The following is a 24,902-nucleotide window of genomic DNA, read 5'->3' as shown; positions in this document are numbered from 1 at the left end:
GCCGATGGCCGATGAGCCCGCACGGGCGGCGGATGGCCATCCGACAACGCCCGACGGCCGCTATTTCGTGGTTCGCGGGCGCTTGTGGCGCTGCGCCAATCCCGCACTTTCCGACGCCATACGGGCGCAGCTTGTCTCAGAACTCATGCAGGCGCGCCGGTCCGTCGGCATGGCAAAACGCGCGGCGGACGTCGCCGCTGAAAAAGCGGCGCGCCGCAGCGTCGATCGGGCGAAACGCGCGCTCGGCGAACGCGGCCCGGTCTGGTGGAGCGATGGCGCGCCCGACTATAATCGCTGCATGGCGCGCAATACGCCTTACGCGGCATGGTTCGCGGCCCTGGGCTGACGACGGCGACGCGGTCGGTCGGCCAGTTCGATCCAGACCGGCGCATGATCGCTTGACTTGTCCCACCCACGCACCTCGCGGTCTACGCCGGCCGCGACCAGCCGCTCGACGAGCGGCGGAGCCAGCAATTGGTGATCGATCCGCAGTCCCGCATCGCGCGCGAAGCCGTTTCGGAAATAGTCCCAGAAGCTGTAGATCGTCTCGTCGGGGTGCAGCGCGCGGACCGCATCGGTCCAGCCGGTGGCGAGCAGGCGTGCATAGGCGTCTCGCACCTCCGGCGCGAACAGCGCATCATTCTGCCAACGCTCAGGCTTATAGACGTCGCGATCCGTTGGAATGATGTTGAAGTCTCCGGCGAGGATGACCGGCAGCTCCGAAGCCAGCAATACTTCGGCATGCATCGCGAACCGTTCTAGCCAGCGCAGCTTGTACTCGAATTTTGGCCCGGGCCTCGGATTGCCATTAGGGAGGTAGAGGCATCCAATGATGATCCCGTTGACCGCAGCCTCGATATAGCGACTGTGATCGTCGCCGGGATCGCCGGGCAATCCGCGCCGGGTTTCATGAATCTCGCCCACGCGGCTGAGGATCGCGACCCCGTTCCAGCTCTTCTGGCCGTGCCAGATCGCATCATAGCCAATTTCGGCAAGCGCCTCGTCGGGGAAGCGTTCGTCCGGCGCCTTTAGTTCCTGGAGACAGACGATGTCGGGCGAATAGGCCTGCAGCCATCGTATCAGAACCGGCAGACGTCCGTTCACGCCATTGACGTTATAGGTTGCGATTCTCATCGGCCTATCCTTACCCGTTCCGTGCTGCTGCGTCTGTTCCTCGCGCCGCGGGAAGGAGGCGCAAGCCGATTTCGCGATCCGGGCGCTGCGCGAGTGCGGGGCGGCGTTCGACTTGCTGGATGCCGCAACCGAACGACGCATCGCCGCGCTCCAGGATCCGACGCACCTGCGGCATGGAACGTTCGGGGGAAGCGCGTCGCAGGGGCGTCGGCATGCTCGCGATCCCGTGCGCATCCAAACGGTTGGCCGGACGTTGGCACGGGCATGAGGGGATACATGCCGGACACCACCGACCGCACGCTTTGGGATATTTTTCCGGGTACTACGCAGATGGCTCAGACCATGCGCGCCCGCGACTGGTCGGCGACACCGCTGGGCGATCCACGGCTGTGGCCCGACGCGCTCAAGATCCCGCTGCGGATGATGCTGACATCACGGTTCGAGATGTGGCTGGGCTGGGGCGACGACCTCTGCTTCTTCTACAATGATGCCTACATCCCGACACTCGGCCTCAAACATCCTGCGATGCTCGGCCGCCCCTTCCGCGAAGTGTGGAAGGAAGTCTATGACGACGTCGCGGACCAGGTCGAACGCGTACGCGCTGGTGAGGCAAGCTGGAACAACGCGCTGCTGCTGCTGCTCGAGCGCAACGGCTATCCCGAGGAGACTTACCACAGCTTTTCCTACAGCCCGCTGTTCAGCGCGACCGGGCAGGTCGATGGCCTGCTGTGCGTGGTAAGTGAGGAAACCGCGCGTGTCATCGGCGAACGTCGGATGGAAACCCTGCGCCACCTCGGCGCGGCGCTGGGCAACGCCCGCAACCCTGCCGCAGTGCATGCCGCGGTCGACGCCACCTTCGCCGGGAACAAGCGCGACTTCCCCTTCGCCGTGCTGCAGCTTGCCGGAGACAATGCAGGCGAGGCGCTCTTCCGCCGCGCCGCGGCGACCCAGGGGAGCGGAATCGACGACGGCGAGGCTTTCGATCTCGCAGCGGACGTTCCTTGGCCTACCGGAGACTGGTCGGATCCGCCGACCAAGGCGATGGCGATCGCCATTCACGGGCAAGGCGATGCGCCGGCGGGCAGGCTGCTGGTGGGGCTCAATCCCCATAGGCGCGACGATCGCGAACTCCTCAAGATCCTCCGCCTGATCGCGGCGCAGATCGAGGGAGCGCTTGCCACCATCGCCGCGCTCCACGTCGAGACGCGGCGCGCCGACCGCATCTGGAGCCTTTCACGCGACATCATCGTCGTCGTCGACGCACAAGGCGTGTTCCGCTCGGTGAGCCCGTCCTGGAGCCGCCTGCTCGGCCACCCGGTCGATGCGGTTGTGGGCCGTCCATTTCGCGATTTCATGCATCCGGATGACATCGAGCCAAGCGCCGCGGCGCTCGCGCGCGCATTGGAGAGCGAGGAACTCACGGACTACGAGAATCGCTTCCGCGCGATCGACGGACGCTACCATCGTATCCAGTGGCATACGACGCTCGAGGACGGGCTTGTCTACGCCTATGGCCGGGATGTCACCGAACGACGCCAGGTCGAGGAGCGCCTCAGCGAGAGCGAGGAGCAGTTCCGCCATCTTGTGAACGGCGTAACGGATTATGCGATCTGCATGCTCGATCTCGAAGGCCGCGTATCGGCGTGGAACGAAGGCGCACGGCGCATCAAGGGTTATGAACCCGAAGAGATCATCGGCGAACATTTCTCGCGTTTCTACACTGAAGAGGATCGGGCGCGCGGAGAGCCTGATCGGGCGCTGGCAACCGCGAAGCAGGAAGGGCTGTTTCGAGCCGAAGGCTGGCGGGTCCGCAGGGATGGCAACCGCTTCCGTGCGAGCGTGGTGATCGGCGCGATCCGGGACGATGGCGGCCGGCCGATCGGTTATGCCAAGATCACGCGCGACGTCACCGAGCGCGAGCAGGCGGAACGAGCGCTGGAACAGGCGCGCGAGGCGCTTTTCCAGTCGCAGAAGATGGAGGCGATCGGCCAACTGACCGGCGGGATCGCACATGATTTCAACAACCTGCTGATGGCCGTGCTCGGGAGCCTCGAGCTTCTCGGCAAGCGACTGTCGGAAGATCCGCTCGCGCGGCGGCTGCTGAACAACGCGATCGAAGGCGCGCAGCGCGGCGCGACTTTGACCCAGCGTATGCTTGCCTTCGCCCGCCGGCAGGATCTTGTCGTGGATCGCGTCGACCTGCCTGGCTTGCTGATGGGGATGAACGACCTGGTGCAAAGGTCGATCGGACCGGAGTGGCCGATCTCGACGCGGTTTCCGATGAAGCTGCCATCCGTGCGCGCGGACGCGAACCAACTCGAGATGGCGCTGCTCAACCTGATCGTGAACGCGCGCGACGCGATGCCGGCCGGCGGTCCGATACTTATCTCCACCAGCTGCGAGGATCTGGATGAGGGTGTGATCTCGGACCTGCCTGCCGGCAGCTACGTGCGGCTCGAGGTCGCCGATCGCGGCGCGGGCATGGATCCCGAAACCCTTCGCCGCGCGACGGAGCCCTTCTTCACCACCAAGGGCGTCGGCAAGGGAACCGGGCTCGGCTTGCCCATGGTTCATGGCATGGCGCGGCAGATCGGCGGCACGTTCGAACTGATGAGCGAACCAGTCGCAGGGACCAGTGCCATAATATGGCTTCCCGCGGTGTCCGATCCGATCGTCCAGGCGGAGGCGGTGCCCGCGGTTGCGACAGTCGAGCGCGCGGCTTCGCTAAGGATCCTCGCCGTCGATGATGATGCACTTGTGCTCATCAACACCGCGGCGCTGCTCGAGGATCTCGGACATGAAGTCATCGAGGCCGGTTCCGGCGAGGAAGCGCTCGCGCTGTTCCGCACCGCCGGCGAAATCGACTTGCTGCTGACGGATCACGCCATGCCCGGCATGACCGGAACCGAACTGATCGCCGCGATCGACGCCGAACGGCCCGGGATCCCGACGATCATCGCCAGCGGCTATGGCGAAGGGGTCGGCGTCGATGATCGTGCCATCGTCAGGCTGGGCAAGCCGTTCAACCAGGCGCGTCTTGCGCAAGCGATTGCGGAGGCGATCGACCTCAACCCATTGAAATGAAGCACGAGCAACCGTTCCTGCCGGCGCCCAGCTTTACCGCCCGCGCGGGAGACCGGGCGGCTCCAGAGCAACGGTAATTCAGTCGTTTCCGAGCAGCGCCTCGCGTCGCCGACGATACCGCTCCGCCAAGTCGAGATGGACGCGACGGGCGCAGCCATCGCGGGCGAGATCCGCGGCGCGCACGCACGCGGCGATCCTCTGATCGAAATATGACACGTCTTCGGCGCGCGATGCCGAGCCAATAGCCTGCCCTGTCATCGGCGCCGACCGACCATAATCAGAAACGTCGCCACGACGACGTGTCACCAGAAGATCTTCACTGCCAATTTCGTTACGCCACGACATCTAGACACACCCGCTTACATCACGCCCTTGATGGGCAACTAGCTGGAAAATACCTCACGTTTAACGAAAGACGCGCCGCAAGACTGTGTGGCTACTATGAAATCGATCAGAGGATAGCCGACCAAGCAGCCTCGCAATCAGCCTGCTGCGCGTCCGGCGGTATCCGCGGCTCCAGCCCCATCAACCGTCTGCCGTGCGGCCTCCTCGGCAGCGGAAATCAGGCTGTGCCCGGTGAGTGCAGCGGCGTGCGACGTCATGGTCACAGCAACACCGTCCGGCCCGTCGAGAATAACGACGCCATTCTCTGCCGTCGCCACACCAGGCTCGCGCTCGGGCTGTGGTGTTGCGATCCGATCAGTCATGTTGGTCACCTTGCTTCCTTGGTGGAAGACGCCGCTGGCGGCGTCTCGAAATAGAGATACGCAGGGTCGAACTGGCCCCGCACCGCCAGCCGCTCGGGCGACTGGACTTCCACCAGCGACGAGCGAAAAACGCACATTCCGTCCTCGCGCAGCTGGCGCATCACGCGATTGATATGCACCGGGGTCAGCCCGCAAATCTCGCTGAGATCCGCCTGGGTAAGGCCGAGCGCAAACCGGCGCCCGTCGCTGAGCCCGGCCGCCATCAGCCGAACATTGGTTTCGCACAGGAAATGGGCGACGCGTCCGACGGCGTCGAGCCGGCCGAGACGGAACAGCCAGGCACGGTGGATCGCAGCGTCGAGAAGCGTCGAAAACCAAAGCTTGCGCGCGAGATCCGGCATGTCGCGCATGATGCTGTCGAGCCGACGGTGGGGCACGATCGCAACCGTCGCCGCGGTCATCGTGCCGACGTCGTGGTCGAGAACGCGGAGCGGAAAGGCGTGCAGATCGACGAAATCGCCCGGAACGTGGATAGCAACCAGTTGGCGCAGCCCATTCCTGTCGTCGATATGCCGCGACATGATGCCCTCGACCAGCAATGTGCTGTGCGAGAGCGGTTCGCCGACAGACGCCAGCGTCGTTCGTGGCGAGACCGTCTTCACCTCAATAATCGCGTCCTCGAGGACCCGGCGTTCGGCTGCGGTCAGCGCGACACCCTTCTTGTCCCGCAGGAAGCGTTCAGTGAACATTCTCGATCCGTCTCCTTGCTCGTGCGGGAAAAGGATAAACGGTCATATACCCGGCCTGTTTCGCGCGGGCGGACCGAAATCGTCCTGATAAAGGTTAATTAGCCGCCCGCGGCGGCAACTTCGCACCAAGCGGTGGGTTTGACGAGCGACATCCGCCACCGGCGTCGCGGCGTGGGACCCCCGAGCCATCCCCGTCGGCAGTGCGCCAAGTCTCGATCCAGCCAACAGACGGGAAGCAGCATGGCAAAGAAAGCATCCACTCCCAGGGCGCCGCGCAAGGCCGCGGCCAAACCGGCACCGGTGCGCGACGCGCAGGTCGCTTCGCCCCCGGGCGCGCGCGCCCTTCCCGCCGATGTTGCGTTCTCGCCGCGCTTCGCGGAACAGCAGGCCCCCGGTGGCGAGACGCATCAGGCGGCAGGCGGCGATGTCGCGACGCTGACGAGCCAGCAGGGCGTGCCGGTCGCGGACAACCAGAACAGCCTGAAGTTCGGGCCGCGTGGGCCGACGCTCATCGAGGATTTCCATTTCCGGGAGAAAATCTTCCATTTCGATCACGAGCGCATCCCGGAACGGGTGGTGCACGCCCGCGGCTATGGCGCACATGGTTTTTTCGAGCTCACCGAGAGCCTTGCCGACATAACCCGTGCGGACATCTTCCAGCGCGTGGGCGAACGCACGCCGGCCTTTGTGCGCTTCTCGACCGTTGCAGGATCCAAGGGCTCCGCCGATCTCGCGCGCGACGTGCGCGGTTTTGCGGTCAAGATCTATACGCGCGAAGGCAATTGGGATCTTGTGGGCAACAATATCCCGGTCTTCTTCATCCAGGACGCGATCAAGTTTCCCGACCTGATCCATGCCGCCAAGCCCGAACCGGACCGCGCCTTCCCGCAAGCGCAGACCGCGCATGACAATTTCTGGGACTTCGTCAGCCTCACGCCGGAATCGATGCACATGATCATGTGGATCATGTCGGATCGCACCATTCCCCGCTCCTTCCGTTTCATGGAGGGCTTCGGCGTCCACACCTTCCGCCTGCTCGACGGCGCCGGAAAGTCGACGTTCGTCAAGTTCCACTGGAAGCCGAAGCTCGGCCTGCAGTCGGTGGTGTGGAACGAAGCGGTCAAGCTCAACGGCGCCGATCCCGATTTCCATCGGCGCGACCTGTGGGATGCGATCAATACCGGCAATTTCCCGGAGTGGGAGCTTGGCGTCCAACTGTTCGACGAGGCCTTCGCCGAGCAGTTCGACTTCGATGTGCTCGACCCGACCAAGATCATCCCCGAGGAGGTTTTGCCGGTGCGCGTGGTGGGCCGCCTGGTGCTCGATCGCGTCGTGGACAATTTCTTCGCGGAGACCGAGCAAGCGGCGTTCTGCACGCAGAATGTGCCGCCGGGGATCGACTTTACCAACGATCCGCTGCTGCAGGGTCGCAATTTCTCCTACCTTGATACGCAGTTGAAGCGTCTGGGCTCGACCAACTTCACCCATATTCCGATAAACGCACCGAAATGTCCGGTCGCGAATTTCCAGCAGGACGGCCACATGGCGATGCGCAATCCGGTTGGCCGCGCCAATTACGAACCGAATAGCTGGGGTCCGTCGATCGGAGGTCCGCGCGAGGACCCGGCGCGCGGTTTCCGCAGCTTCGAAGAGGCTGCCGAAGGCCCAAAACTGCGCATCCGCCCCGAAAGCTTTGCCGACCATTATAGTCAGGCGCGGCAATTCTATATCAGCCAGGCAGCAATCGAGCAGAAGCATATCGCCGATGCGCTGGTGTTCGAACTCTCCAAAGTAGAGCGCGTAGACATCCGATCCCGCATGGTTTCGCACTTGCTCAATATCGACGCAAACCTCGCCGCGACGGTTGCCGATGGGCTCGCGTTGGCTGTGCCCGAACCCGCAAAGGCGGCACGTCCGACGCAGGAAGGTCTGCCGCCCTCGGCGGCGCTCAGCATCGTCGCCAACGGGCCGAAGAGCTTCAAGGGACGCAAACTCGGGGTGCTGCTGACCGACGGCAGCGACGCCGCACTGCTCGCAGCGCTGACGAAGGCTATCGGCAAGGAAGGTGCGTTGATCGAACTGGTGGCGCCGAAAATCGGCGCGGTGACGTTGTCGGATGGCAGTGTCATCGCGGCCAACCACAAGATCGATGGCGGCCCGTCAATCCTATTCGATGCGGTGGCCGTGCTGCCCTCGGCCGAGGGCGCCGCGCTGCTCGCGATCGACGCCCCATCGAAGGATTTCGTGTCGGATGCGTTTGCCCATTGCAAGTTCATCGGCATCGGTGCGGCGGCAGCGCCACTCTTCGAGAAGGCAGGGCTTGCTGACGATCTCGACGACGGGTGTTTCCCGCTCCGATCGGCAAAGGACATCGGCGTTTTTCTCGAGGCCTGCCGAACGCTCCGTCACTGGGCGCGCGAGACTGCGGTCGACCTCGATGGCTGAGAGTCCGGAGTCCGGCGGCCTGCCGCCCCTTCCTTCGCCGGAGCGCTTGCAGGAGTTGCTGTTCGATGCCGCGCGGCTTGGCCGCGCGGACATGATTGCGCCCTTGCATCGTGCCGGAGTCGATCTCGAGGCGAAGGATCAGCGTGGTTATACCGCGCTGATCCTCGCCAGCTACAACGGGTCGATAGATACCACGCGCATGTTGATCGACGCCGGCGCACTGCCCGATACGCCCGATGAGAACCGGGGGAACACTGCGTTGATGGGCGTCGCATTCAGGGGCAATCGCGAGATTGCCCGTCTGCTGTTGGAGGCTGGTGCCACGGTCGATGCCCGCAATCGGGCCGGGCAGACCGCGCTTATGACCGCCGCCTTGTTTGGCCATGGTGGCATCGTCGAGGATCTGCTTGGTCAGGGCGCCAGCCCGCTCTTGGTCGATGCGGCCGGCAATTCGGCGCGTTCGGTTGCCGCCGCGCAAGGCAACGCGCCGATCGTGGCGCTGCTCGATGCCGCCTGCCCGCCGATCGGCATGTTCGACGGCTGATCTGTACAGGATTGGCGGTCGCGCGGCGCCCTCCTGAAATTTTCGCATTCCCGGCATGCATGGCCGGGCAGCCGCCATAAGGAGGGCGCTGTTGACATCCCCGCGCGCGAAACTGGATCGGGTTTGCACGCGCGTCAGCGGGGGCCATCCCGCCCGGATTGGCATCGATCTGACGAACACATGATCGAGACCGGATTGCCCACGCCAACGCGTTATCGGCGATCTATGAGCAACATCTGCGTCTCCGCAGAGCGCAGCCTCACCTACCCAGCCGCCACGCTGCCGCCGGCGTCCGTCAGTGCCTTGCGCACAATGTCGCCACTCTCGCCGTTGACATCGACGGACACGTCGATCGCGCCTTCGAGCGCCGGCAATGGATCCGGATCGACTCCGGGATGACCGCTTTCCGCATCCGCGCCCGCGGCGGTCACGCCCGCGCTGTTCCGTTCGGAGGCGGGCTCGACGAAGATGTCCGTCCGCTCGATGCCATGTTCCTGAACCAGATGCTCGATCGCCAGGTCGGCGCTTCTACGGCTGTCAAAGCGGCCAATGATCGTTTCACTCATTACTGTCTCCTTGATTGCTCAGGCCATTCGGCAAAGGTCATCGTCAATTGGCGTCGGCATGCTCAAGCGGTGCCATTTTACAGCTAGCCGGCTCGCAACCGCCCCGCCTCGCGCCCGATCCTCTCATGCTCCGGCCATCACGCTTGATGACCTGGATTCAACGTGTGGCTTGGCGCTGGGGTCCACGGCCGCTCTTCCATGGGATCGCGGTACGTCCTGAATCGTGGCCCTTGCCGCGATGCCGGCATGCAACGCGCAGCAACTTAGCTCGTTCACCAAGGGCGATCACGGCAGGCGGCCCTGCGCACGATCTGGGAGGGCGATGGGATGGCGGTACGCTCCTGGGCTTATCTTGACGGCCCGCTTGAATGTCTCGGCGAAATTCACGTGCCTCATGCACCGGCGAACGGCGGTGCGGTCCTGGTCCTGCACGAAGCAGACGGGCTGGGTCAGAATGTGCGGCGCCGCTGCGCGATGCTGGCGTCGCTCGGCTATGTCGCGGCTGCAGCCGACCTCCATGGTGGAGGTCAGGTGCTCGAGGGCGGCGCGATGATGTCAGCAGTCGCACGCTTCCGTGCGGACGCAGACCTGATGCGCAGCCGTGTCGCCGCAGCCTTCGCCGCGCTTGAAATCGAAACCGGGTTATCCGCGCCGCGGATCGCGGTCATCGGTTACTGCTTCGGCGGTTATGCGGCTCTCGAATTTGCGCGCAGCGGTGCTGAGTCCGCAGCAATCGCCAGCTTTCACGGCCTTCTCACAACGCCCCGCCCCGCCGCGCCTGGCGCGATCCGCGCTCCCCTCCTCGTGGCCACCGGGATGATGGATCCCCTTGTCCCCGAGCAGGATGTCGAGGGTTTCGAGCATGAGATGCGTGCCGCCGACGCGGACTGGCACGTCCTACGGCATGGCCGCGCCTATCATAGCTTTTCGAACGCCGCGGTGGGGCAGTTGGACGATCCGCGGATGCGCTACGACGCGACTGCAGACGCAGTCTCCTGGGCGGCGGCCACCGCCTTGCTTGCGGCTACGATCCCTGGCCCAGCTGAGAAGTGATCCGCGCGGGGCTGGTTTGAGGATAGAGCGCTGTTCGCAGGCGATGGCGCCGGCCGCCACCGCATGATGATTGCGACGAAGAACCCGCGAATTTGCATAGCGCCGCGAGAACCCGCGCCATGCTGGCGCGTTGTCATCCCATGATCGACAATATGTCAGGAGAAGGCCGCGACCTGGTGGCCGCGGTTCGAACCGCGGTCGCTGTCCACAAGGCCAGTTGGGCGCGGCTCGTCCCGAGCGAGACGGTCATAAACCTCGAGGCGGAGGCCGAGGAGGAAGCGGCCTATGTCGACATGGCGATCGCGAAGGCGGAATTGCGCGATCATATCTGCCGAATCTACGGCCTGAGCAGCAGTGAACTGTCCGCCCTCGCCGCGCCCTAGATCGGTACATTGGAGGGAAATGCCGATGGAGACCGTCGCTGGCGGATGCCTGTGCGGCGCGATCCGGATCGAAGCGCGCGGGGCGCCGATCCGGGTCGCTGTCTGTCATTGCCTCGACTGCCGCAAGCATCATGGTGCGCTGTTCTTTGCGGCCGCGATCTTTCTCGAGGACCAGGTCGAAGTCCAAGGCGTCACCCGCTGCTACAGAAATCGCCATTTCTGTCTCGATTGTGGATCATCCGTCTTCGTTCGCAGCAGCAATGAGATCGAGCTGCATCTGGGTGCGTTGGATGCGCCAGACCAGTTCACGCCGACTTACGAAAACTGGACGATCCGGCGGGAGCACTGGCTGCCGCCTTTCGACGTCACCCACCGATACCGTCGCGATCGCGGAAGCGAGACGGATTGAGCCCTCGCCGGCCGCCTTGAAACCATTGAAGGACGCCGCCATCTGCCGGTCGATCGATTCTGGGAGAGCCTCGACCACCATGACCACCGATACTGCGCCGCAACCCCGCTCGTTCGAAGCCGATGTGTCCAAGCTGCTGCATCTCATGGTGCATTCGATCTATTCCGAGAAGGACGTGTTCCTGCGCGAGCTCGTGTCGAACGCGGCCGATGCCTGCGAGAAACTGCGCTACGAAGCGCTGCACCAGCCAGACCTGCTCGGCGGCGACGGCGAGGCTCGCATCACCGTAACGATCGACGCAGGGGAGCGCAGGCTGGTTGTCGAGGACAATGGCATCGGGATGAGCGAGGGCGAACTCGCCGATGCGCTCGGCACTATCGCGCGGTCCGGCACCAAGGCGTTCATGGAACGGCTCGGCGACGAACGGGACGGCGAAGGCAGCAAGCTGATCGGGCAATTTGGCGTCGGCTTCTATTCCGCCTTCATGGTTGCCGACCGGGTCGATGTCGCTTCGCGCCGGGCTGGATCGGACGCGGCGTCGCTTTGGTCGTCGGACGGCCTCGGTACCTATACCATATCGCCGACAGATCTGGCCGACGCGCCGGCGCGCGGCACCCGCGTGATATTGCACCTCAAGGACTCAGCCGAAACATTTCTTCAGCCATCGACGCTCGAGCGGACGATCCGGGAACAGTCGGGCCATGTCCCCGTCCCGATCCTGCTCAAGGAGCAGCCCGATGCCGAGCCCCGGCAGGTCGCCGACGGCGCCGCGTTGTGGGCAAGACCCAAGGCCGAGATCGCCGAGGACGAATACCGGGATTTCTATCGCAGCCTTGCCGGGCAGTTCGACGATCCTGCCCTGACGCTGCATTACCGCGCCGAAGGCCTGCACGAATATAATGTGCTCGCCTTCGCGCCCGGCTCACCGCCGTTCGACCTTTTCGACCCAGAGCGCGCGGGGCGCATGAAGCTGTATGTCCGCCGCGTGTTCATCACGGATGATGCCCAGATTCTGCCCCGCTATCTCCGCTTCGTGCGCGGACTTGTGGATTCGAGCGACCTGCCGCTCAACGTCTCGCGCGAGATGATCCAGGGCGGACCGATCCTGTCGGCGATCCAGAAGGGCGTCACCAATCGCATGCTGTCCGAGCTAGAAAAGCTAGCCACGGGCGATCGGGATCGCTTCCTTGCGCTGTGGAACGACTTCGGTGCGGTTCTGAAGGAGGGCCTTTACGAAGATTTCGCGCGCCGTGAGACGCTGCTCGGCCTCTTGCGGTTCAAATCCACCACCTCCGGCGGGGCGTGGCGGTCTCTGGAAGACTATGTCTCCGGTCTCCAGGAAAACCAGACCGCCATCTATTATGCCACCGGCGCCGAGGCCGAGCGGCTGGCATCCTCACCGCAGCTGGAGGGTTATCGTGCGCGCGGCATCGAGGTGCTGCTGCTGACCGATCAGGTCGACAGCTTCTGGCCAGGCTCGGGTCTCGATTACAAGGGCAAGCCGTTCAAGTCGGTGACGCAGGGCGCGGCGGATCTCGACCTCATTCCCCTTCCCGACGATGCGGCGCAGGCGCCCGTCGAGACAGCTGCGATCCAGAGCTTCATTGCCTTCGCGAAGGCGGCGCTTGGCGACATCGTCAGCGATGTGCGCATCTCCGAGCGGCTGACCGAAAGTCCTGTCTGCTTGGTCGCACCGGAGCATGGCATGGATCGTCAGCTTGAGAAGCTGCTCGCGCGCGCGGGCCAGGTCGGGGCCGCCACGAAGCCGATCCTCGAGGTCAATCCGCGGCATGCCATCATCGCACGCTTGAGCGATATGGGCGAAGAGCGCCGGGAATTGCGCGAGGACGCCGCCTTCCTCCTCTTCGACGAAGCGCGGATCGCAGACGGCGAGCTCCCCCTTGATCCTCGGGCGTTTTCAGCTCGGCTGGCGCGGGTTTTGGCCCTCGGCCTCGGCTGAGGCACGGTGCCGACGGCCAACGGCGTTGGTCGTCGCACCTTCCGGTGTGGGCAAGTCGCGCAGACTTGAATAGGCCTCAAACAAACCATGTCGTGACGAGCGCTGCCGTGCACAGAAGAGTCACTAATGTGGTCACCAGCCGAGCAGGTTCGTCCACCGGCCGTTGGCCCCTGCCCCGACAACCTTCCGGCTGTTGATCAGGAGCATCATCAAAAGCAGCAGCGGAGGCACCGAGAATCCCTGGGCGATGCCGGACCACACGAGCATTTTCATTGGGTTGAGGCCGAGGAAGTTCATTCGACCTCGACTACGGTCATAATCCCGATGATCGCGTAAAAGAGGTGTTTCTCTGCCGGTTTGTCATCAAGGCTGCCTTCGCGCCCGATCCCCTGGATGACGTCATAAGCCGCGCCTGTGTCATGATCGGCACGGCGAGAAAACCCACACCGACTACACCGGCGGCAAAAGGATACTTGGCGCCCTCGCCCGCGAATGATTCCAGCGCTGCCGCCGCCTATGCCGCATTTCGATTTCTGTCTGCCCTGCGGGGTGCAGGGTCAGTCCGGTAGACATGATGATGCAATAAGGGATGATATTCGAGAAGACATGCCGACGAGAACGTGCGGCTTGTCCGCTTCATCTCAATCCTGGTCGCACCTTTGCGCTGCCAGATTGACCTCCCGCCGATGGCGATCCGCTCTTCGACTTCCTGGTTCGACTGCCAAGTCTAAACATAGGCTGACAACGAGGTTCCGATACACGCCACGACGAGGGCCATAAACGTGGGGCCCAATGTGATGCTTGGCATAAATGTGGCCTGCAGGATCTCCAGCGGATCGGGAGGGCCAGGATCGCGGCGGCGACGTAGGCGAAAAGTGCAAGGGCCAGCCAACTGAACACGCGGCGGATCACCTGGTAGGAACCAGATAGCTGGATCCCCACGATACATGCCGCGGCGCCCACGACGATCACCGGCACGGGGAGCGGAACCAGCAGGTTCAAGGCGGCGCCAATGCCGCCGAGGTCTGCCGCCGCTTCGATCATGTTGATCGCGAAGGCGAGCGCCACCATCGGGTAGAGCACCCAGCGCGGGAACTCATCGCGGATGCATGCGCACAGGCCCTTTCCGTAGACCTGGCCGATCTTCGCCGACAGGTAGGTCACGACATACATCATCGGCAACAGGACTGGAGCGATCCACAGGAACGCAAAGCCGAACTGCGCGCCAGCGCTTGCAGATGTCGTTATTGCAGAGGGATCGTCATCCGCGGCACCGGTGACGACACCCGTCCCGAACAGCTTCATCATGCCTGCGGGGGGCGTGGGCGAAGCTGCCGTCGCATCCTCTCCATGTCGGTCGCCAATGCTCTCGCTCATATTCCCGCTTTGCCGATGCGCCTCAGAACCGTGTCAGAGAGCGGCATCAATCGCGCAGGTCAGGGATCGGAGTTGAGAAAGCGGGCGATCGCGATCCGAAAATAGGGATGACCTTTGCCGATCGTCGCGCTTCCACCGTCTCTGTGGAAGACCGATCGACTTGGTCATCCCTCCGCATGCAATGCCAACGCCACGCTGACGCGACGATTTCGGTAAGCCCGAAGCGCGGGCGCCAGCCGAGCACTGACCGCGCGCGTTCTGCATTCGCGACCAAGGCTGCGGCGTCACCCGCACGCCGGCTTTCCAGGCGCGTGCGGCAGCGGTGCCCGCTTATCCGTTCTATCTCAGCGACCAGTTCGTGCACCGTCGTTCCTGTCCCGGTGCCGACGTTGAAGCTTCCACCGCAACCGCCCTGCAAGAGATGCTCCAGCGCAAGGACGTGCGCGTCTGCCAGATCGACGACATGCACATAATCGCGCTCGGCAGTGCCATCGCGGGTCGCATAGTCAGTGCCGTAAATCGGGAAACTCTCCGCTCCCCGATGGACGCTGCGCAGCGCCAGAGGGATGGCGTGGGATTCGCAGCGATGACTCTCCCCGATGCGCCCTTGCGTATCCGCTCCAGCCGCATTGAAGTAGCGAAGGCACACCACCCGCATTTGCTGCTCGGCGCACAACTCGCCCAGAGCGCGCTCTACAAGCAGCTTGCTGTGGCCGTAGGGATTGAGCGGATTTTGCGAATGATCTTCCGTCATCGGAAGCATCATCGGCTCGCCATAGGTGGCGCAGGTCGATGAGAAGATGAACTTGTCGATGCCCGCTCGCCGCGCCGCGCCGGCCAGCGCAAGCGCGCCGCGCACATTGACGTCGTAGAAGCGCTGCGGCGCGCGGACTGATTCCGAGACCTCGATGAGCCCAGCGAAGTGCATGATCGCAACAGGTCGGTGCTCAGCCAGCACCGCGTCGAGGCGGAGCGAATCCCGCACATCGCCCTGCTCCAGCGGCCCCCACTGAACGAATTCGGGATGGCCGTTGGTAAGATCATCGAAGACGACAGGCAAGAAGCCGGCCTCGGCCAGGCGCATGGCAGTGTGCGCTCCGATATAGCCGGCACCCCCGGTGACGAGAATGCGTGGCGCCGGCATCACCCGACCCGCCCGGCTGAAGGCGTCGACTGAACTTCATCAAGTCCAAGCGCCATCCGGCGATACGCCGCCAGCGCCTGCCCAACGACCTGATCCATATTGTAGTAACGATAAGTTGCCAAGCGCCCTACGAATGTGACGTGCGGCTCCGCCAGCGCGAGAAGTTCATATCGCTTGTAAAGCGCCCGTGCCGCCTCGCGCGGTACAGGATAATAGGGTTCTCCCACATCGCAGGGGAACTCGTAGGTGATGCTCGTTCGGGCAGCTGCCTGACCCGTCAGATGCTTATATTCCGTAATGCGGGTATAAGGCGTCTGCTCTTCCGGATAGTTCACCACCGCGACCGGCTGAAACCACTCGGAATCAAGGGTTTCATGTTGGAACTGCAGAGAACGATACGGCAGCCGCCCATAACGATAGTCGAAATACTCATCGATCGGACCGGTGAAGACGATATCGCGATAGCCGAAGCGGCTCCGCACGTCGCGAAACTCAACTCCCAGTTGCACGTCGATATTGGGATGATCAAGGATGCGCTCGAACATGGCGGTATAGCCGTCCAGCGGCATCATCTGAAAGCGATCGGTGAAGTAGCGATCGTCGTCGTTGGTTCGCGTCGGCACGCGCGCGGTCACGGTCTTGTCGAGTTCAGAAGGGTCCAAGCCCCATTGCTTGCGGGTATAGCCCTCGAAGAAGCGCCGGTAGAGATCGCGCCCAGCGGCGGCGACGACCACGTCACGCGCGCTCTTGATTTCGTCGAGCCTCTCGGCTCGGCCTGCAAGATGGACACGCGCCTCCTCCTCATTCTGGAGGTCCAGGCCGTAGAGACGGTTGAGTGTCGTGCGATTGATCGGGACCGGCAGCAGATCATCGCCGATCTGCGCGAGCACGCGGTGTTCATAACTGCGCCATCGCGTGAAGCGGGAGAGATAGTCGACCACATCCTGAGCATTTGTGTGGAAGATGTGCGGACCATATTGATGGATCAGCACCCCCGCCTCGTCGTAGCGATCGAACGCATTCCCGGCGATGTGGGGGCGTTTGTCGATGACGAGCACGCGCCGGCCGCCGTCCGCCGCCAACCGCTCAGCCATGACCGCGCCTGCGAAACCGGCGCCGACAACGAGCACATCATACCCGTTGTAGTTCGTCCACGCGGGTCGGGCGGCTGCCGGCCGACTAATTGCCCGGATTAGCGCGACCATCTCGGCTACGGTTCGATCCCAGGACGAGGATGCCAGCTGAGCATCAACTGCAGCCAGCCAATCGTCGTCCGGCGTCTGCGCCAAGGCGAGAGCTTCATCGCACGCCTGCACGAAGCGCTCCGTGCTGCTCGCGATCGAGACTGCGGCCAGTTCGCCATAATGTCGCGCGACATCAACGATCGCGGTCGAGACGACGGGTCGCCCCGCAGCAAGATACTCGGGCGTTTTGGTCGGGCTGATGAAGCGCGTGGCCTCATTGATGGCAAAAGGCATCAGCGCGACGTGCCAGCGGCCGAGCCAGACCGGCAGGTCCGCATAGTCGCATGGTCCGGGATAGGAGATATTGGGCCGCTGAGGAAGATCGTCAGGGTCGATCTTCACGACGGGGCCGACCAGAACGAAATTCCAGTGCGGCCGGGCATCCGCCACTGCGGCCACGAGCGCGAGATCCATCCGCTCGTCGATGACGCCATAGAAGCCGAATGTCGGCGCGCCGTCGATCTGCCTTGGCGGAGTGGACCGGGCGGGGTGGAAATGCCCTACGTCCACGCTTGAGGGAAAGGGGTGAACGTCCGGATGGCGCGCTTTCTTTGCTTCGTAGAGGCTATAGCCGCCTGTGAAGACGAGATTTGCCCTGCCGAGCAACTCCTCTTCCAGCACCAGCAAATCTCGCGGTGCGAAGCGAAAATTGGCAAGCTCGTCCATGCAGTCGTAGACGATGCACGGAGCCGGAAGGTGCCGTGTGAACGGCAGCATCATCGGCGTGTAATACCAGAGCAGAGCCGGCCCGGGCGCCTCACGCAGAAAGGTATCGATCTGGGCCCGCAGCATCGCTTCAGGCGCCGTCGAGGATCGATCGGGCAGGTGTGGGGTAGCGATGGTTATCCCGGGCATCGGAGACCGGAGACGCAGCCATGCCTCGCCGGCCGCGTTCACCGGTTCCTCCCAGAAGATGATGCGATAGAGCTTTGCGAGCCGCATCATGAGATGTTGCGGCCTTTGAAAAACAAACTCCCAGCGGAGGTGAGAAAAACATAGCAAGAGCGGGCGATTGTCATGAAATTCGGGCAGATCGGCAGAATGATACGATTCGGGCATCAAGGACTCCGTCGCTCAACCCGCCCGAAACACGACACTACATACTACGAACTTCGAATGACATAACTTGTGATATAAGCATCAACGTTAACCCGATAAACGAACTAATAATTGTTATTTTCGAGTGAAGGGCGAGATAACGATCGCCAGATCTGTCGACAATGCTGGAACCGCGACAATCAGTTGGCCGGCCGAATCGCGCGAAACCGTAAGCGTTCCCACGTTCGCGCCCGTCGTCGTTTCATAGGCGATGGCAGAGCGGTTCGAGGACATCGGCGGCAGTATGACCGATACCGCACGGGGTGGAACGTCCCGCCGCAACGTTCCGCTCGGCCCAATGCTGTCGGTCCTGACCAGCCAGAGCAGCGCCTGATCGCCATCACCGCAGCCAACCGCACGAACCTGCCGATCCGACAGCCTGATCTGAGCGGAAAGGTTACGCCGGTGAAAACGTCGCCAGTCGATGCGCGAGAGTAGCTCGGACAACACACGCTGCGCATGACGCATTCCCGGCGTAAGCACATGGGGATGGCGATTGGGCCAGCGCATCCCACCGCCCGCCCCGCCGCTGGCGATATGGGCCCACTGAATATGACGAAAATATTCGTCGTCGAACGCGGCGGGCAAGGTCCGCTTACGGTCCTTGAAGGAATGGATAGGGCCATGCTCGGTATCGAGAACCGGCCGCAACCCCGCTTCCGACACGGCGCTCGCCATGAGGCGTCCGGCGGCGATGGCCGGGTCGACCGTATCGCGGGGATCATCGATCGTGCCAAATTCGTAGAGGTGGGTCGTTGCGAAATCCAACGACGGATGGCGGAAGATCGGCTCTGCCAGGCTTGGATGATTGATGAGTTCCGGTCCGAAGATCGAAACGGTCTGCAGGTGGCTGCGACCATGGCGGCGCATTTCATAATCCCTGAGCCAACCGCCAACTTCCGCAATGAACGGGGCAATCGCAGACGTATCGTCTTCCGCATGCGCCGGATGAATTTCATTCCAAAGATCCCACGCGAACAAGGCAGGGCTCCCGCCCCATCGATCGCTTGCAAAAGCCAGGCGCGCTAGGATGGCTTCACGGGTGGCGGCACAGGTCAGCCACGTCCGCCGCCCCCTCGAAGGGCCGCCATTCTGCCGGGCATAAGGGTGGTGCCGCCATCGGATCCACATGAAGAAGGTGTCGTAGGGCGTCAGCAGCACATGCAGCCCGACTTTCTCTAGCAGTCGGAAAAGATCATCCCACAGTTGCACCATGTTGGCCTGCATGCGGCCCACCGGCCGCTCGATATAGCGATGCTGGCCCTGGCAATATTCGAGCATCAGTCGCAGGCAAGTGACCCCGGACGCCCGCAAACGCCACAGATGCTCCTCGACTCCGCCCATGTCCTTCCGGCGGAACAAACCGTTCAGCTCCGGCCAAGTGATTGCGTCATTCTGTCCGATCGGGGTCCAGCTCTGCCCGGCCTCGGTGACGAAATAAGGCGAACCCGACTCCACCATGATCCATTGCAGCGGGTTCGTGGGCGTCGAGCCCCCCTCCGATCTAAGGCGCGGCGCAGTAGCGGTCGGAAGGGGCTCAGCCGGAGCCGGATTGTCATTCATCGCCGTACCGGCCCATCGAAGATACGCAACCACGGATATCGTTGCCTGTGGCTACGATAGCCGATGCCGCCGTTGCGCCCCTTAAAAGTCTCCATGCCTGCCCTTCGAGAAAATATGTGACCGCTCGCGCCACGGCTATCCTCGCTGTTTCCCGGCTTATTGCAGCACGGTGTCTAGAAACATCATGATGACGAGCCCGATCATCAGTGCCGCCGTTCCCGCCAGCCCGCCACCGCGCTCGCGGACGTCGGGAACGATTTCGGCCACGACGACATGGATCATCGCGCCGGCGGCAAAGGCGAGCCCGAGTGGAAGCAGCGGCTGCGCGATCGACACCATGGCCGCACCGAACGCGCCGCCGACGGGTTCAACGAGGCCGGTCGCCAAGGCGCCAAGCGTGGCAGTGAGACGTGAATAGCCCAGGCTCATCAAAGACACCGCGACAGCCAGCCCCTCCGGCATGTTCTGGATGCCAATCCCGAGCGCGGTCGCGCCTCCTTGCGCAATGTCGCCGCCGCCGAAACTGACGCCCACGGCCAGCCCTTCCGGCAGGTTGTGCAGCGAGATTGCGGCAACGAACAACCAGATCCGGCGGCGCCGGTCGTTCGCGCCATGTGCGGCAGAGTTGCCGAGCATCGGAACCGCCTGCTGCGACAACCAGTGCTCCGCACCGGCGATGCATCCACTGCCGGCAAGAATGCCGGCGACGACCATCGCCGAAGCGATCCAGCTGGCGCTGACCATCGCTCCGGACAGATCCAGTGCAGGGATGATCAACGAGAAGAAGGAGGCGCCCAGCATCACGCCCGCAGCAAAGGCAAGCATCAGCGTTTGCAGTCTCTCGCCGGGGCTGCGGGCGGCGAGCACCGGGAAAGCACCGACGCCCGTCGCCGCGCCTGCGGCAAGGCTACCCAGCAAACCGGCAACGACAGCCGAGCCGCCGCCCGTCAATGGCTGGCCTGTTCGCCAGCGCTCCGAAGCGAGATATAGCGATCGATGACCGCGGGCAGCATGTCACCGATGAAGCGCACCATCACTTCCTCCTCGTGCAACGATTCCTCCAGCAGCGGGATCGCGTGATCGTATCCACCTGTGCGCGCGATGGCGATGAGGGAGCGGTAGGTCGCTACCTCGAAGTTCTCGAACGCATAATTGGCCAAACTGTTCTTGATGACCTCGTCGGGCGCGAACATATGCCCAAGCGAGGCAAGCGCCCCGCTTGTCGACATCGCCACATCCTTGAGCGTGGAGGGGCTTTCCGCCAGCCCTTCCAGGATGCGTTCGAGGCGGGAGATCTGCTGTTCTGTCTCGTCACGATGGATACGCAGCTTCTGCTCCATCTCGGCGTAGCGCGCAAGATGAGCGAGCTGGCTGTCCATCAGCGTCAGTGCCTGATGCTCCACCGCGTGAGCATTCTTCAGCCCTGTGACGAACAGATGTCGTATGGTGGTTTCGTCCGTCATGCATCCCTCCTTTCAGACTTCGGCAACCGGCTTGGCCGACTTCGCATCCGCCATCGCCTTGGCTTCGGCCATCGATTGTGCGCCGCCCAGATCCTCGTCGCTCGTCTTTCCGGCACCTGGGCCTGCACCCAGATCCGCACCCGTGGTCGGGCTCATCGTCGGATCGGAGGCAAGGCGCGCCACCATCGCGTCATAGGTCGAAAGCTGATCGGCCGGCAGTTGCACCACCGCCTCGCCATCACCTTCGCTCAACGGCAGCGCTCCCTCGATATCGTCGAGCTTTTCCCATTGCTCGCCCTCGTTCCACGGGCCGGTCATGTCCCCCTGCCCCTGTGACGTATTCACATACAAGTTCGCATACTGGGTAAGACCCGGCAGTTTGCCCGGCGGGAAATTGTCCTTCATCGAATAGAGCGCCTTCTCAAAGCTCTTCTGATGAGAGACCTCGCGTGTCATCAAGAACCCGAGAGCATCCTTGATCCCAGGATCGTCGGTGATGTTGATGAGCCGCTCGTAGATGATCTTGGCGCGGCTCTCCGCCGCGATGTTCGAGCGCAGATCACAGGACGGATCGCCACGGCTGTCGACGTACGCGGCGGTCCAGGGCACCCCGGAACTGTTTGTCAGCGCCGGCCCGCCGCCATAGAGCAGCGACTGGGTATGGCTGTCGCCCCCGGCATTGATCGCGAGATAAAGATCAGCTTCCTCGAGCGCGCCTTCCGCAAGCTGGGATTTCACCCCCTTGTTGAGCATCGCCACAATCGATCCGATCACCTCCAGGTGGCTGAGTTCCTCGGTTGCGATGTCTAGCAGCATATCCTTGCGGCCCGGATCTTCCTCGGCCAGGCCCTGCGTGAAGTAACGCATGGCAGCAGCCAATTCCCCGTCAGGCCCACCAAACTGCTCCAGCAGCAGCGAGGCGAGAGCCGGATTGGGTTCGGAAACGCGCACGGTGTATTGAAGTCGCTTGTTGTGCATGAACATGCTGGTTCTCCTGGTGAGACAGTCGAAAGGCCCCGATAATTTTTTGATTGCGGATACGTGACCAGACGCCACCTCACCCGCATCATTCAACAACGACAGCTGGACAGCCATGTTCCGAGACTTATTGATCAAATCATGATCGAGATTATTATCAAGGAATGCAATATTCAACATCATCAACGCAGCTTCTTCTACTATGAAGCTTTGCCGATCAGCGCACGCTCATCCGCAACTTGATAATCAAAGTTAGGATCTGCAACGACGCCCATACATTGGCGTTGAAGACGCGAGCAAGAAGGACATCCCATGACAGCCAAGAAGCCAATGCAAGCCGATGGCCGCGGATCGCGCGGCGCAGATGATGGCGTTTCCCAGCCCCGTACGAGCGGACGAAGCGATCCAGGTGAAAGCGGCGGTGGCGCTTATCCGAACCCTTGGCAGGGTAAACGGAAAAGCGAATTCGGCACATGGAGCGGGCATGGCGGCCAGAGCAAGTTGGCCTATCACGGCAGTGGCCAGCTCGGCGATGAGGCTACTGGCGACGCCGATGGCGACGCGAAGAAGGACGATTGATCTCGGTAGACCAAAAAGTTCGCGCGCGTCGGATCGAGAGCGATGATCCCAATGTCGATCACCGCATTTCGGCTTACCTTCCTATCGCGGGCGAACTGAGGCGGCTGCGCGAGCTCGCGCTACCATGCTTGCTCTCGCTTTGCCCCCCTCCAGCGGGGCGGATCATCAAAGATGGTCGCCCCAGGCAAGGATGATCCGGCCGTTTGCGGGAACGCGAAAATCAATTCGATCATCCGACGAGTATCGAGCACGCAGCGCATCGCCGCCTACCGTGGTCAGCCGAACCTTCGGCAGCGTCCGCCGCTTCAACCTGACGAGGCTAAACCGCGCGACACAGGTCTCGCCGCCGTCGAGCGTGACGCTCAGGGCACGATCGCCCGTTCGCTCGCTGGCGCGCAAGAGATGGTCGCAGGCCAGCAGAAAGGGCGCGCCCTCGACATGGTGAAACGCCCGCGATGCAAAGATGAAAGCCGCTCCCGCGCCATAGATCTCCTGCCCGACCTGCCCTGCCAGCTGCCCATCCGGATACAGATCCTCCAAGGGGAACGAGAGGCTGCGGTCGATACGGCCGTTACCGTCGCGTTGCTCCGATGATATGCTTTCCACCGGCAGCGCATCAGGAAAATAATACCATGCCCGATCGAGTGCATATTTGCAGTATTCTGCGATCAACATCCGGGCCGCCGGATCCAGATCGGGGCCGCTGTCGTTCAGATAATGCTCGAAGGCGGTGAAGGAGTCGAAGCATTCGTAGATGGCCATGTAGGGCGCATCCTGAAGGCAGGTTACGCCCATAAAGGTCCGATAATGCGCCGCATGGCCTATGCGACTCTGCCACATGATCGTGTTGTGAAAGAAGCTGGCAATATAGACGTAGCTTTGTTCAAGATAAATCGCCTCATTGGTGATCCGCCACAACCGCATGCATGCAGCTGCTCCCCAGGCGGTAAGGTTCGCCTGATAGTTGATGTCGAACCTGAGGCCGATGGCCGCATCGATCGCGTTGCGCGCTTCGTCCAGATAGCGCTTGTCATCCGTCAATTCGAAGGCCTGTAGCATCACCCAAGCATAAACCCCACCGACATCGGTCTGGCCACGACCGTCAGCTTCGGCAACGTCCGTGATCACGGAGAAATCCCTTACATCATACTGCACGGGCCAATTATACTGGAAGTGATGCGCTGCACGGATGCCATAGTCGATCGAGTTCATCAGCAATGCTCGGGCATCTTCATCGCCATCCAGCGCGAGCAGGCCGAGATTGAGCAGCGGATGATAGAGATACCAGCTGTCGACGGCGTCGGCATCCTTGTCCTCTCCCACGTTGGGGAGATAGCGGCGCAAGGTCTTCAACTTGCGGTCGTAGAATTTGTCCAGCCCGGCCTTCAATTCATCCTCGAACGGGTGCAACTCTCCACGCCATCGGCCCCACTGATGAAGGGCGGCTATGATCGACATCTGAACCATGACGTCGGGATATTCTGCTGCTGTGTAAGGATGGATGTACCGATGGCCGTAGTGGGTTATCGTAGCCTCGGCCGCTTCCTCAAGATCGCGCAGCGTGCGGTCGGCGCGTTCGACCCAATCCCGATACTCAGCTTCGGGCATCTGGAGCATCTTATAGGCCGTGCCGAGAAGCTGCAGGAACCGCCGGGCTGACTCCCGCTCGTGCGGCGCCGTATCATGACGAAACACGAGGATGGCATCGGACAGCGTCACCGTTTCGCCGGCAACAAGTCCGCTTGGCTGCTCTTCGCCCTGTGATTGCGTTGGCGCCAGATAGCCGAGTTCGGGCCACACGCCGCCGACAGCATCTTCTGGTTTCGTCCGCGTAGCGAGAAAATAATCGTTCAGCGAAGTGAAGTTCTGGAGATAGAGCAAACTGCCGAACATCGGCGCGTCCATGCGGACATAGACGATCCCAACGTTCAGCCCCCGCTGCATCGCCTCGACGGCGCCCGCCGCCTTGAGGGGATCGTCATTCCTCCCGAGCGGGTACAGATCACGCGGCAGATATGCCATCTGCAGCGTAACGGCGGGCGTAAGATCGACCGTCACCCGCAGATGCTCGAGCGCGTCACGGCCGGATTTGAAGCTGAGGATATGCGTGCCCAGCGTGCTGGTGACCTTCAACCGCGCCACTTCGCCGCTCAGCGGATCCATCTTGCGCCACTCGAACCGTTGGCCGACATGAACGCAGCGCAAAGCGACGCCCCCATCAGCGCCCCTCCGTGCAACCGCCCAGACCGCATCCGCCGCCGCCCGAAGTTCGATTTCGAGCGCGCCCGCAGCAAAGCTAAGGATGGTCTTGAACGCACCATCCTGAAACGCCGCCCGCATCGCAAGCAATTGAGGACTGACCGGATGATCGACTTCCGGCATCGTCCTCATCGCCATCTCCATCTCCATGCCATGTTGTCGA

23 protein-coding genes are annotated in these 24,902 nt (G+C 62.7%); 9 read left to right on the top strand and 14 right to left on the bottom strand.

The window, feature by feature from the left end; genetic code table 11:
* Nucleotides 1-4: 4 nt before the first annotated feature.
* On the top strand, nt 5-346 hold the full coding sequence (locus tag FHS96_RS04860) for a hypothetical protein (protein WP_429588317.1): 342 nt from the start codon (nt 5-7) through the stop codon (nt 344-346).
* Here the strand turns inward: FHS96_RS04860 and xth are convergent.
* Nucleotides 316-1,134 (bottom strand): exodeoxyribonuclease III, encoded by an 819-nt coding sequence (gene xth / locus FHS96_RS04855; RefSeq protein ID WP_429588316.1) that lies wholly within the window; start codon nt 1,132-1,134, stop codon nt 316-318. The genes FHS96_RS04860 and xth overlap by 31 nt on opposite strands.
* A gap of 276 nt (nt 1,135-1,410) precedes the next feature.
* On the opposite strand from xth, the gene FHS96_RS04850 reads away from it, so the two are divergent.
* Entirely contained in the window at nt 1,411-4,218 is a 2,808-nt protein-coding gene (locus FHS96_RS04850) for a PAS domain S-box protein (protein WP_429588315.1), read from the top strand.
* Between the two features lie 78 nt (nt 4,219-4,296).
* On the opposite strand, the gene FHS96_RS04845 is transcribed toward FHS96_RS04850, so the two are convergent.
* The 3 genes from FHS96_RS04845 to FHS96_RS04835 form a co-directional block, all read right to left on the bottom strand.
* Complete coding sequence (locus FHS96_RS04845; protein WP_429588314.1) at nt 4,297-4,563, bottom strand: hypothetical protein; 267 nt, start codon at nt 4,561-4,563, stop codon at nt 4,297-4,299.
* 137 nt (nt 4,564-4,700) lie between these two features.
* Nucleotides 4,701-4,925, bottom strand: a complete 225-nt coding sequence (locus tag FHS96_RS04840) for a hypothetical protein (protein ID WP_429589619.1) — start codon at nt 4,923-4,925, stop codon at nt 4,701-4,703.
* A gap of 5 nt (nt 4,926-4,930) precedes the next feature.
* Complete coding sequence (locus tag FHS96_RS04835; protein ID WP_429588313.1) at nt 4,931-5,674, bottom strand: Crp/Fnr family transcriptional regulator; 744 nt, start codon at nt 5,672-5,674, stop codon at nt 4,931-4,933.
* A gap of 240 nt (nt 5,675-5,914) precedes the next feature.
* Between FHS96_RS04835 and katE the strand changes: the two genes are divergently transcribed.
* Both katE and FHS96_RS04825 read left to right on the top strand, forming a co-directional pair.
* Nucleotides 5,915-8,119 carry a catalase gene (katE, locus tag FHS96_RS04830; RefSeq protein ID WP_429588312.1) on the top strand — a complete coding sequence of 735 codons (2,205 nt, stop codon included), beginning with the start codon at nt 5,915-5,917 and terminating at the stop codon, nt 8,117-8,119.
* Nucleotides 8,112-8,663, top strand: a complete 552-nt coding sequence (locus FHS96_RS04825) for an ankyrin repeat domain-containing protein (RefSeq protein WP_429588311.1) — start codon at nt 8,112-8,114, stop codon at nt 8,661-8,663. Before katE ends, FHS96_RS04825 begins: the two co-directional genes overlap by 8 nt.
* Nucleotides 8,664-8,926: 263 nt before the next feature.
* On the opposite strand, the gene FHS96_RS04820 is transcribed toward FHS96_RS04825, so the two are convergent.
* Nucleotides 8,927-9,229 carry a hypothetical protein gene (locus FHS96_RS04820; protein WP_429588310.1) on the bottom strand — a complete coding sequence of 101 codons (303 nt, stop codon included), beginning with the start codon at nt 9,227-9,229 and terminating at the stop codon, nt 8,927-8,929.
* Nucleotides 9,230-9,616: 387 nt separating this feature from the next.
* On the opposite strand from FHS96_RS04820, the gene FHS96_RS04815 reads away from it, so the two are divergent.
* The 4 genes from FHS96_RS04815 (at nt 9,617) to htpG (ending at nt 13,034) form a co-directional block, all read left to right on the top strand.
* Nucleotides 9,617-10,282 (top strand): dienelactone hydrolase family protein, encoded by a 666-nt coding sequence (locus FHS96_RS04815; protein ID WP_429588308.1) that lies wholly within the window; start codon nt 9,617-9,619, stop codon nt 10,280-10,282.
* Nucleotides 10,283-10,458: 176 nt separating this feature from the next.
* Nucleotides 10,459-10,665, top strand: coding sequence for a hypothetical protein (locus tag FHS96_RS04810; protein WP_429588306.1), 207 nt, complete (start codon nt 10,459-10,461; stop codon nt 10,663-10,665).
* Nucleotides 10,666-10,684: 19 nt separating this feature from the next.
* A complete protein-coding gene (locus FHS96_RS04805; RefSeq protein ID WP_429588305.1) occupies nt 10,685-11,074 on the top strand; it encodes a GFA family protein in 390 nt (129 codons plus the stop codon).
* A gap of 79 nt (nt 11,075-11,153) precedes the next feature.
* Entirely contained in the window at nt 11,154-13,034 is a 1,881-nt protein-coding gene (htpG, locus tag FHS96_RS04800) for a molecular chaperone HtpG (protein WP_429588304.1), read from the top strand.
* A gap of 132 nt (nt 13,035-13,166) precedes the next feature.
* Here the strand turns inward: htpG and FHS96_RS04795 are convergent, their stop codons facing one another.
* The 8 genes from FHS96_RS04795 to FHS96_RS04760 form a co-directional block, all read right to left on the bottom strand.
* Nucleotides 13,167-13,331, bottom strand: coding sequence for a divalent metal cation transporter (locus FHS96_RS04795; protein WP_429588303.1), 165 nt, complete (start codon nt 13,329-13,331; stop codon nt 13,167-13,169).
* Nucleotides 13,332-13,670: 339 nt separating this feature from the next.
* Nucleotides 13,671-14,411 carry an NRAMP family divalent metal transporter gene (locus tag FHS96_RS04790; RefSeq protein ID WP_429588302.1) on the bottom strand — a complete coding sequence of 247 codons (741 nt, stop codon included), beginning with the start codon at nt 14,409-14,411 and terminating at the stop codon, nt 13,671-13,673.
* Nucleotides 14,412-14,457: 46 nt separating this feature from the next.
* Nucleotides 14,458-15,555, bottom strand: coding sequence for a UDP-glucose 4-epimerase GalE (gene galE / locus FHS96_RS04785; protein ID WP_429588301.1), 1,098 nt, complete (start codon nt 15,553-15,555; stop codon nt 14,458-14,460).
* The gene (gene glf, locus FHS96_RS04780; RefSeq protein WP_429588300.1) at nt 15,555-17,858 is read right to left on the bottom strand and encodes a UDP-galactopyranose mutase; all 2,304 of its coding nucleotides are present in this window, start codon (nt 17,856-17,858) and stop codon (nt 15,555-15,557) included. Before glf ends, galE begins: the two co-directional genes overlap by 1 nt.
* Before the next feature lie 114 nt (nt 17,859-17,972).
* Complete coding sequence (locus FHS96_RS04775) at nt 17,973-19,358, bottom strand: glycoside hydrolase 5 family protein (RefSeq protein ID WP_429588299.1); 1,386 nt, start codon at nt 19,356-19,358, stop codon at nt 17,973-17,975.
* A 258-nt stretch (nt 19,359-19,616) separates the two neighbouring features.
* Complete coding sequence (locus tag FHS96_RS04770; RefSeq protein WP_429588297.1) at nt 19,617-20,411, bottom strand: ZIP family metal transporter; 795 nt, start codon at nt 20,409-20,411, stop codon at nt 19,617-19,619.
* Nucleotides 20,408-20,923: a YciE/YciF ferroxidase family protein gene (locus FHS96_RS04765; protein WP_429588296.1), complete on the bottom strand. Its 516-nt coding sequence runs from the start codon at nt 20,921-20,923 to the stop codon at nt 20,408-20,410. The genes FHS96_RS04770 and FHS96_RS04765 overlap by 4 nt, the downstream gene beginning before the upstream one ends.
* Before the next feature lie 12 nt (nt 20,924-20,935).
* Nucleotides 20,936-22,084 carry a manganese catalase family protein gene (locus FHS96_RS04760; RefSeq protein ID WP_429588295.1) on the bottom strand — a complete coding sequence of 383 codons (1,149 nt, stop codon included), beginning with the start codon at nt 22,082-22,084 and terminating at the stop codon, nt 20,936-20,938.
* Between the two features lie 129 nt (nt 22,085-22,213).
* On the opposite strand from FHS96_RS04760, the gene FHS96_RS04755 reads away from it, so the two are divergent.
* Nucleotides 22,214-22,480, top strand: coding sequence for a hypothetical protein (locus tag FHS96_RS04755; protein ID WP_429588294.1), 267 nt, complete (start codon nt 22,214-22,216; stop codon nt 22,478-22,480).
* Between the two features lie 165 nt (nt 22,481-22,645).
* Here the strand turns inward: FHS96_RS04755 and FHS96_RS04750 are convergent, their stop codons facing one another.
* The gene (locus tag FHS96_RS04750; protein WP_429588293.1) at nt 22,646-24,877 is read right to left on the bottom strand and encodes a hypothetical protein; all 2,232 of its coding nucleotides are present in this window, start codon (nt 24,875-24,877) and stop codon (nt 22,646-22,648) included.
* Nucleotides 24,878-24,902: the final 25 nt, after the last annotated feature.

This window comes from Sphingomonas zeicaulis (assembly GCF_050433225.1).
Lineage (GTDB): Bacteria > Pseudomonadota > Alphaproteobacteria > Sphingomonadales > Sphingomonadaceae > Sphingomonas_D > Sphingomonas_D zeicaulis.
This window is presented reverse-complemented; position numbering and strand designations above follow the sequence as displayed.

Bases quoted from the DNA above. Each gene is read 5' to 3' on its own strand.
- FHS96_RS04860 (WP_429588317.1), top strand. From the start codon at position 5: ATGGCCGATGAGCCCGCACGGGCGGCGGATGGCCATCCGACAACGCCC.
- xth (WP_429588316.1), bottom strand. From the start codon at position 1,134: ATGAGAATCGCAACCTATAACGTCAATGGCGTGAACGGACGTCTGCCG.
- FHS96_RS04850 (WP_429588315.1), top strand. From the start codon at position 1,411: ATGCCGGACACCACCGACCGCACGCTTTGGGATATTTTTCCGGGTACT.
- FHS96_RS04845 (WP_429588314.1), bottom strand. From the start codon at position 4,563: ATGTCGTGGCGTAACGAAATTGGCAGTGAAGATCTTCTGGTGACACGT.
- FHS96_RS04840 (WP_429589619.1), bottom strand. From the start codon at position 4,925: ATGACTGATCGGATCGCAACACCACAGCCCGAGCGCGAGCCTGGTGTG.
- FHS96_RS04835 (WP_429588313.1), bottom strand. From the start codon at position 5,674: ATGTTCACTGAACGCTTCCTGCGGGACAAGAAGGGTGTCGCGCTGACC.
- katE (WP_429588312.1), top strand. From the start codon at position 5,915: ATGGCAAAGAAAGCATCCACTCCCAGGGCGCCGCGCAAGGCCGCGGCC.
- FHS96_RS04825 (WP_429588311.1), top strand. From the start codon at position 8,112: ATGGCTGAGAGTCCGGAGTCCGGCGGCCTGCCGCCCCTTCCTTCGCCG.
- FHS96_RS04820 (WP_429588310.1), bottom strand. From the start codon at position 9,229: ATGAGTGAAACGATCATTGGCCGCTTTGACAGCCGTAGAAGCGCCGAC.
- FHS96_RS04805 (WP_429588305.1), top strand. From the start codon at position 10,685: ATGCCGATGGAGACCGTCGCTGGCGGATGCCTGTGCGGCGCGATCCGG.
- htpG (WP_429588304.1), top strand. From the start codon at position 11,154: ATGACCACCGATACTGCGCCGCAACCCCGCTCGTTCGAAGCCGATGTG.
- FHS96_RS04795 (WP_429588303.1), bottom strand. From the start codon at position 13,331: ATGAACTTCCTCGGCCTCAACCCAATGAAAATGCTCGTGTGGTCCGGC.
- FHS96_RS04790 (WP_429588302.1), bottom strand. From the start codon at position 14,411: ATGAGCGAGAGCATTGGCGACCGACATGGAGAGGATGCGACGGCAGCT.
- galE (WP_429588301.1), bottom strand. From the start codon at position 15,555: ATGCCGGCGCCACGCATTCTCGTCACCGGGGGTGCCGGCTATATCGGA.
- glf (WP_429588300.1), bottom strand. From the start codon at position 17,858: ATGCCCGAATCGTATCATTCTGCCGATCTGCCCGAATTTCATGACAAT.
- FHS96_RS04775 (WP_429588299.1), bottom strand. From the start codon at position 19,358: ATGGTGGAGTCGGGTTCGCCTTATTTCGTCACCGAGGCCGGGCAGAGC.
- FHS96_RS04765 (WP_429588296.1), bottom strand. From the start codon at position 20,923: ATGACGGACGAAACCACCATACGACATCTGTTCGTCACAGGGCTGAAG.
- FHS96_RS04760 (WP_429588295.1), bottom strand. From the start codon at position 22,084: ATGATGTTGAATATTGCATTCCTTGATAATAATCTCGATCATGATTTG.
- FHS96_RS04755 (WP_429588294.1), top strand. From the start codon at position 22,214: ATGACAGCCAAGAAGCCAATGCAAGCCGATGGCCGCGGATCGCGCGGC.
- FHS96_RS04750 (WP_429588293.1), bottom strand. From the start codon at position 24,877: ATGGCGATGAGGACGATGCCGGAAGTCGATCATCCGGTCAGTCCTCAA.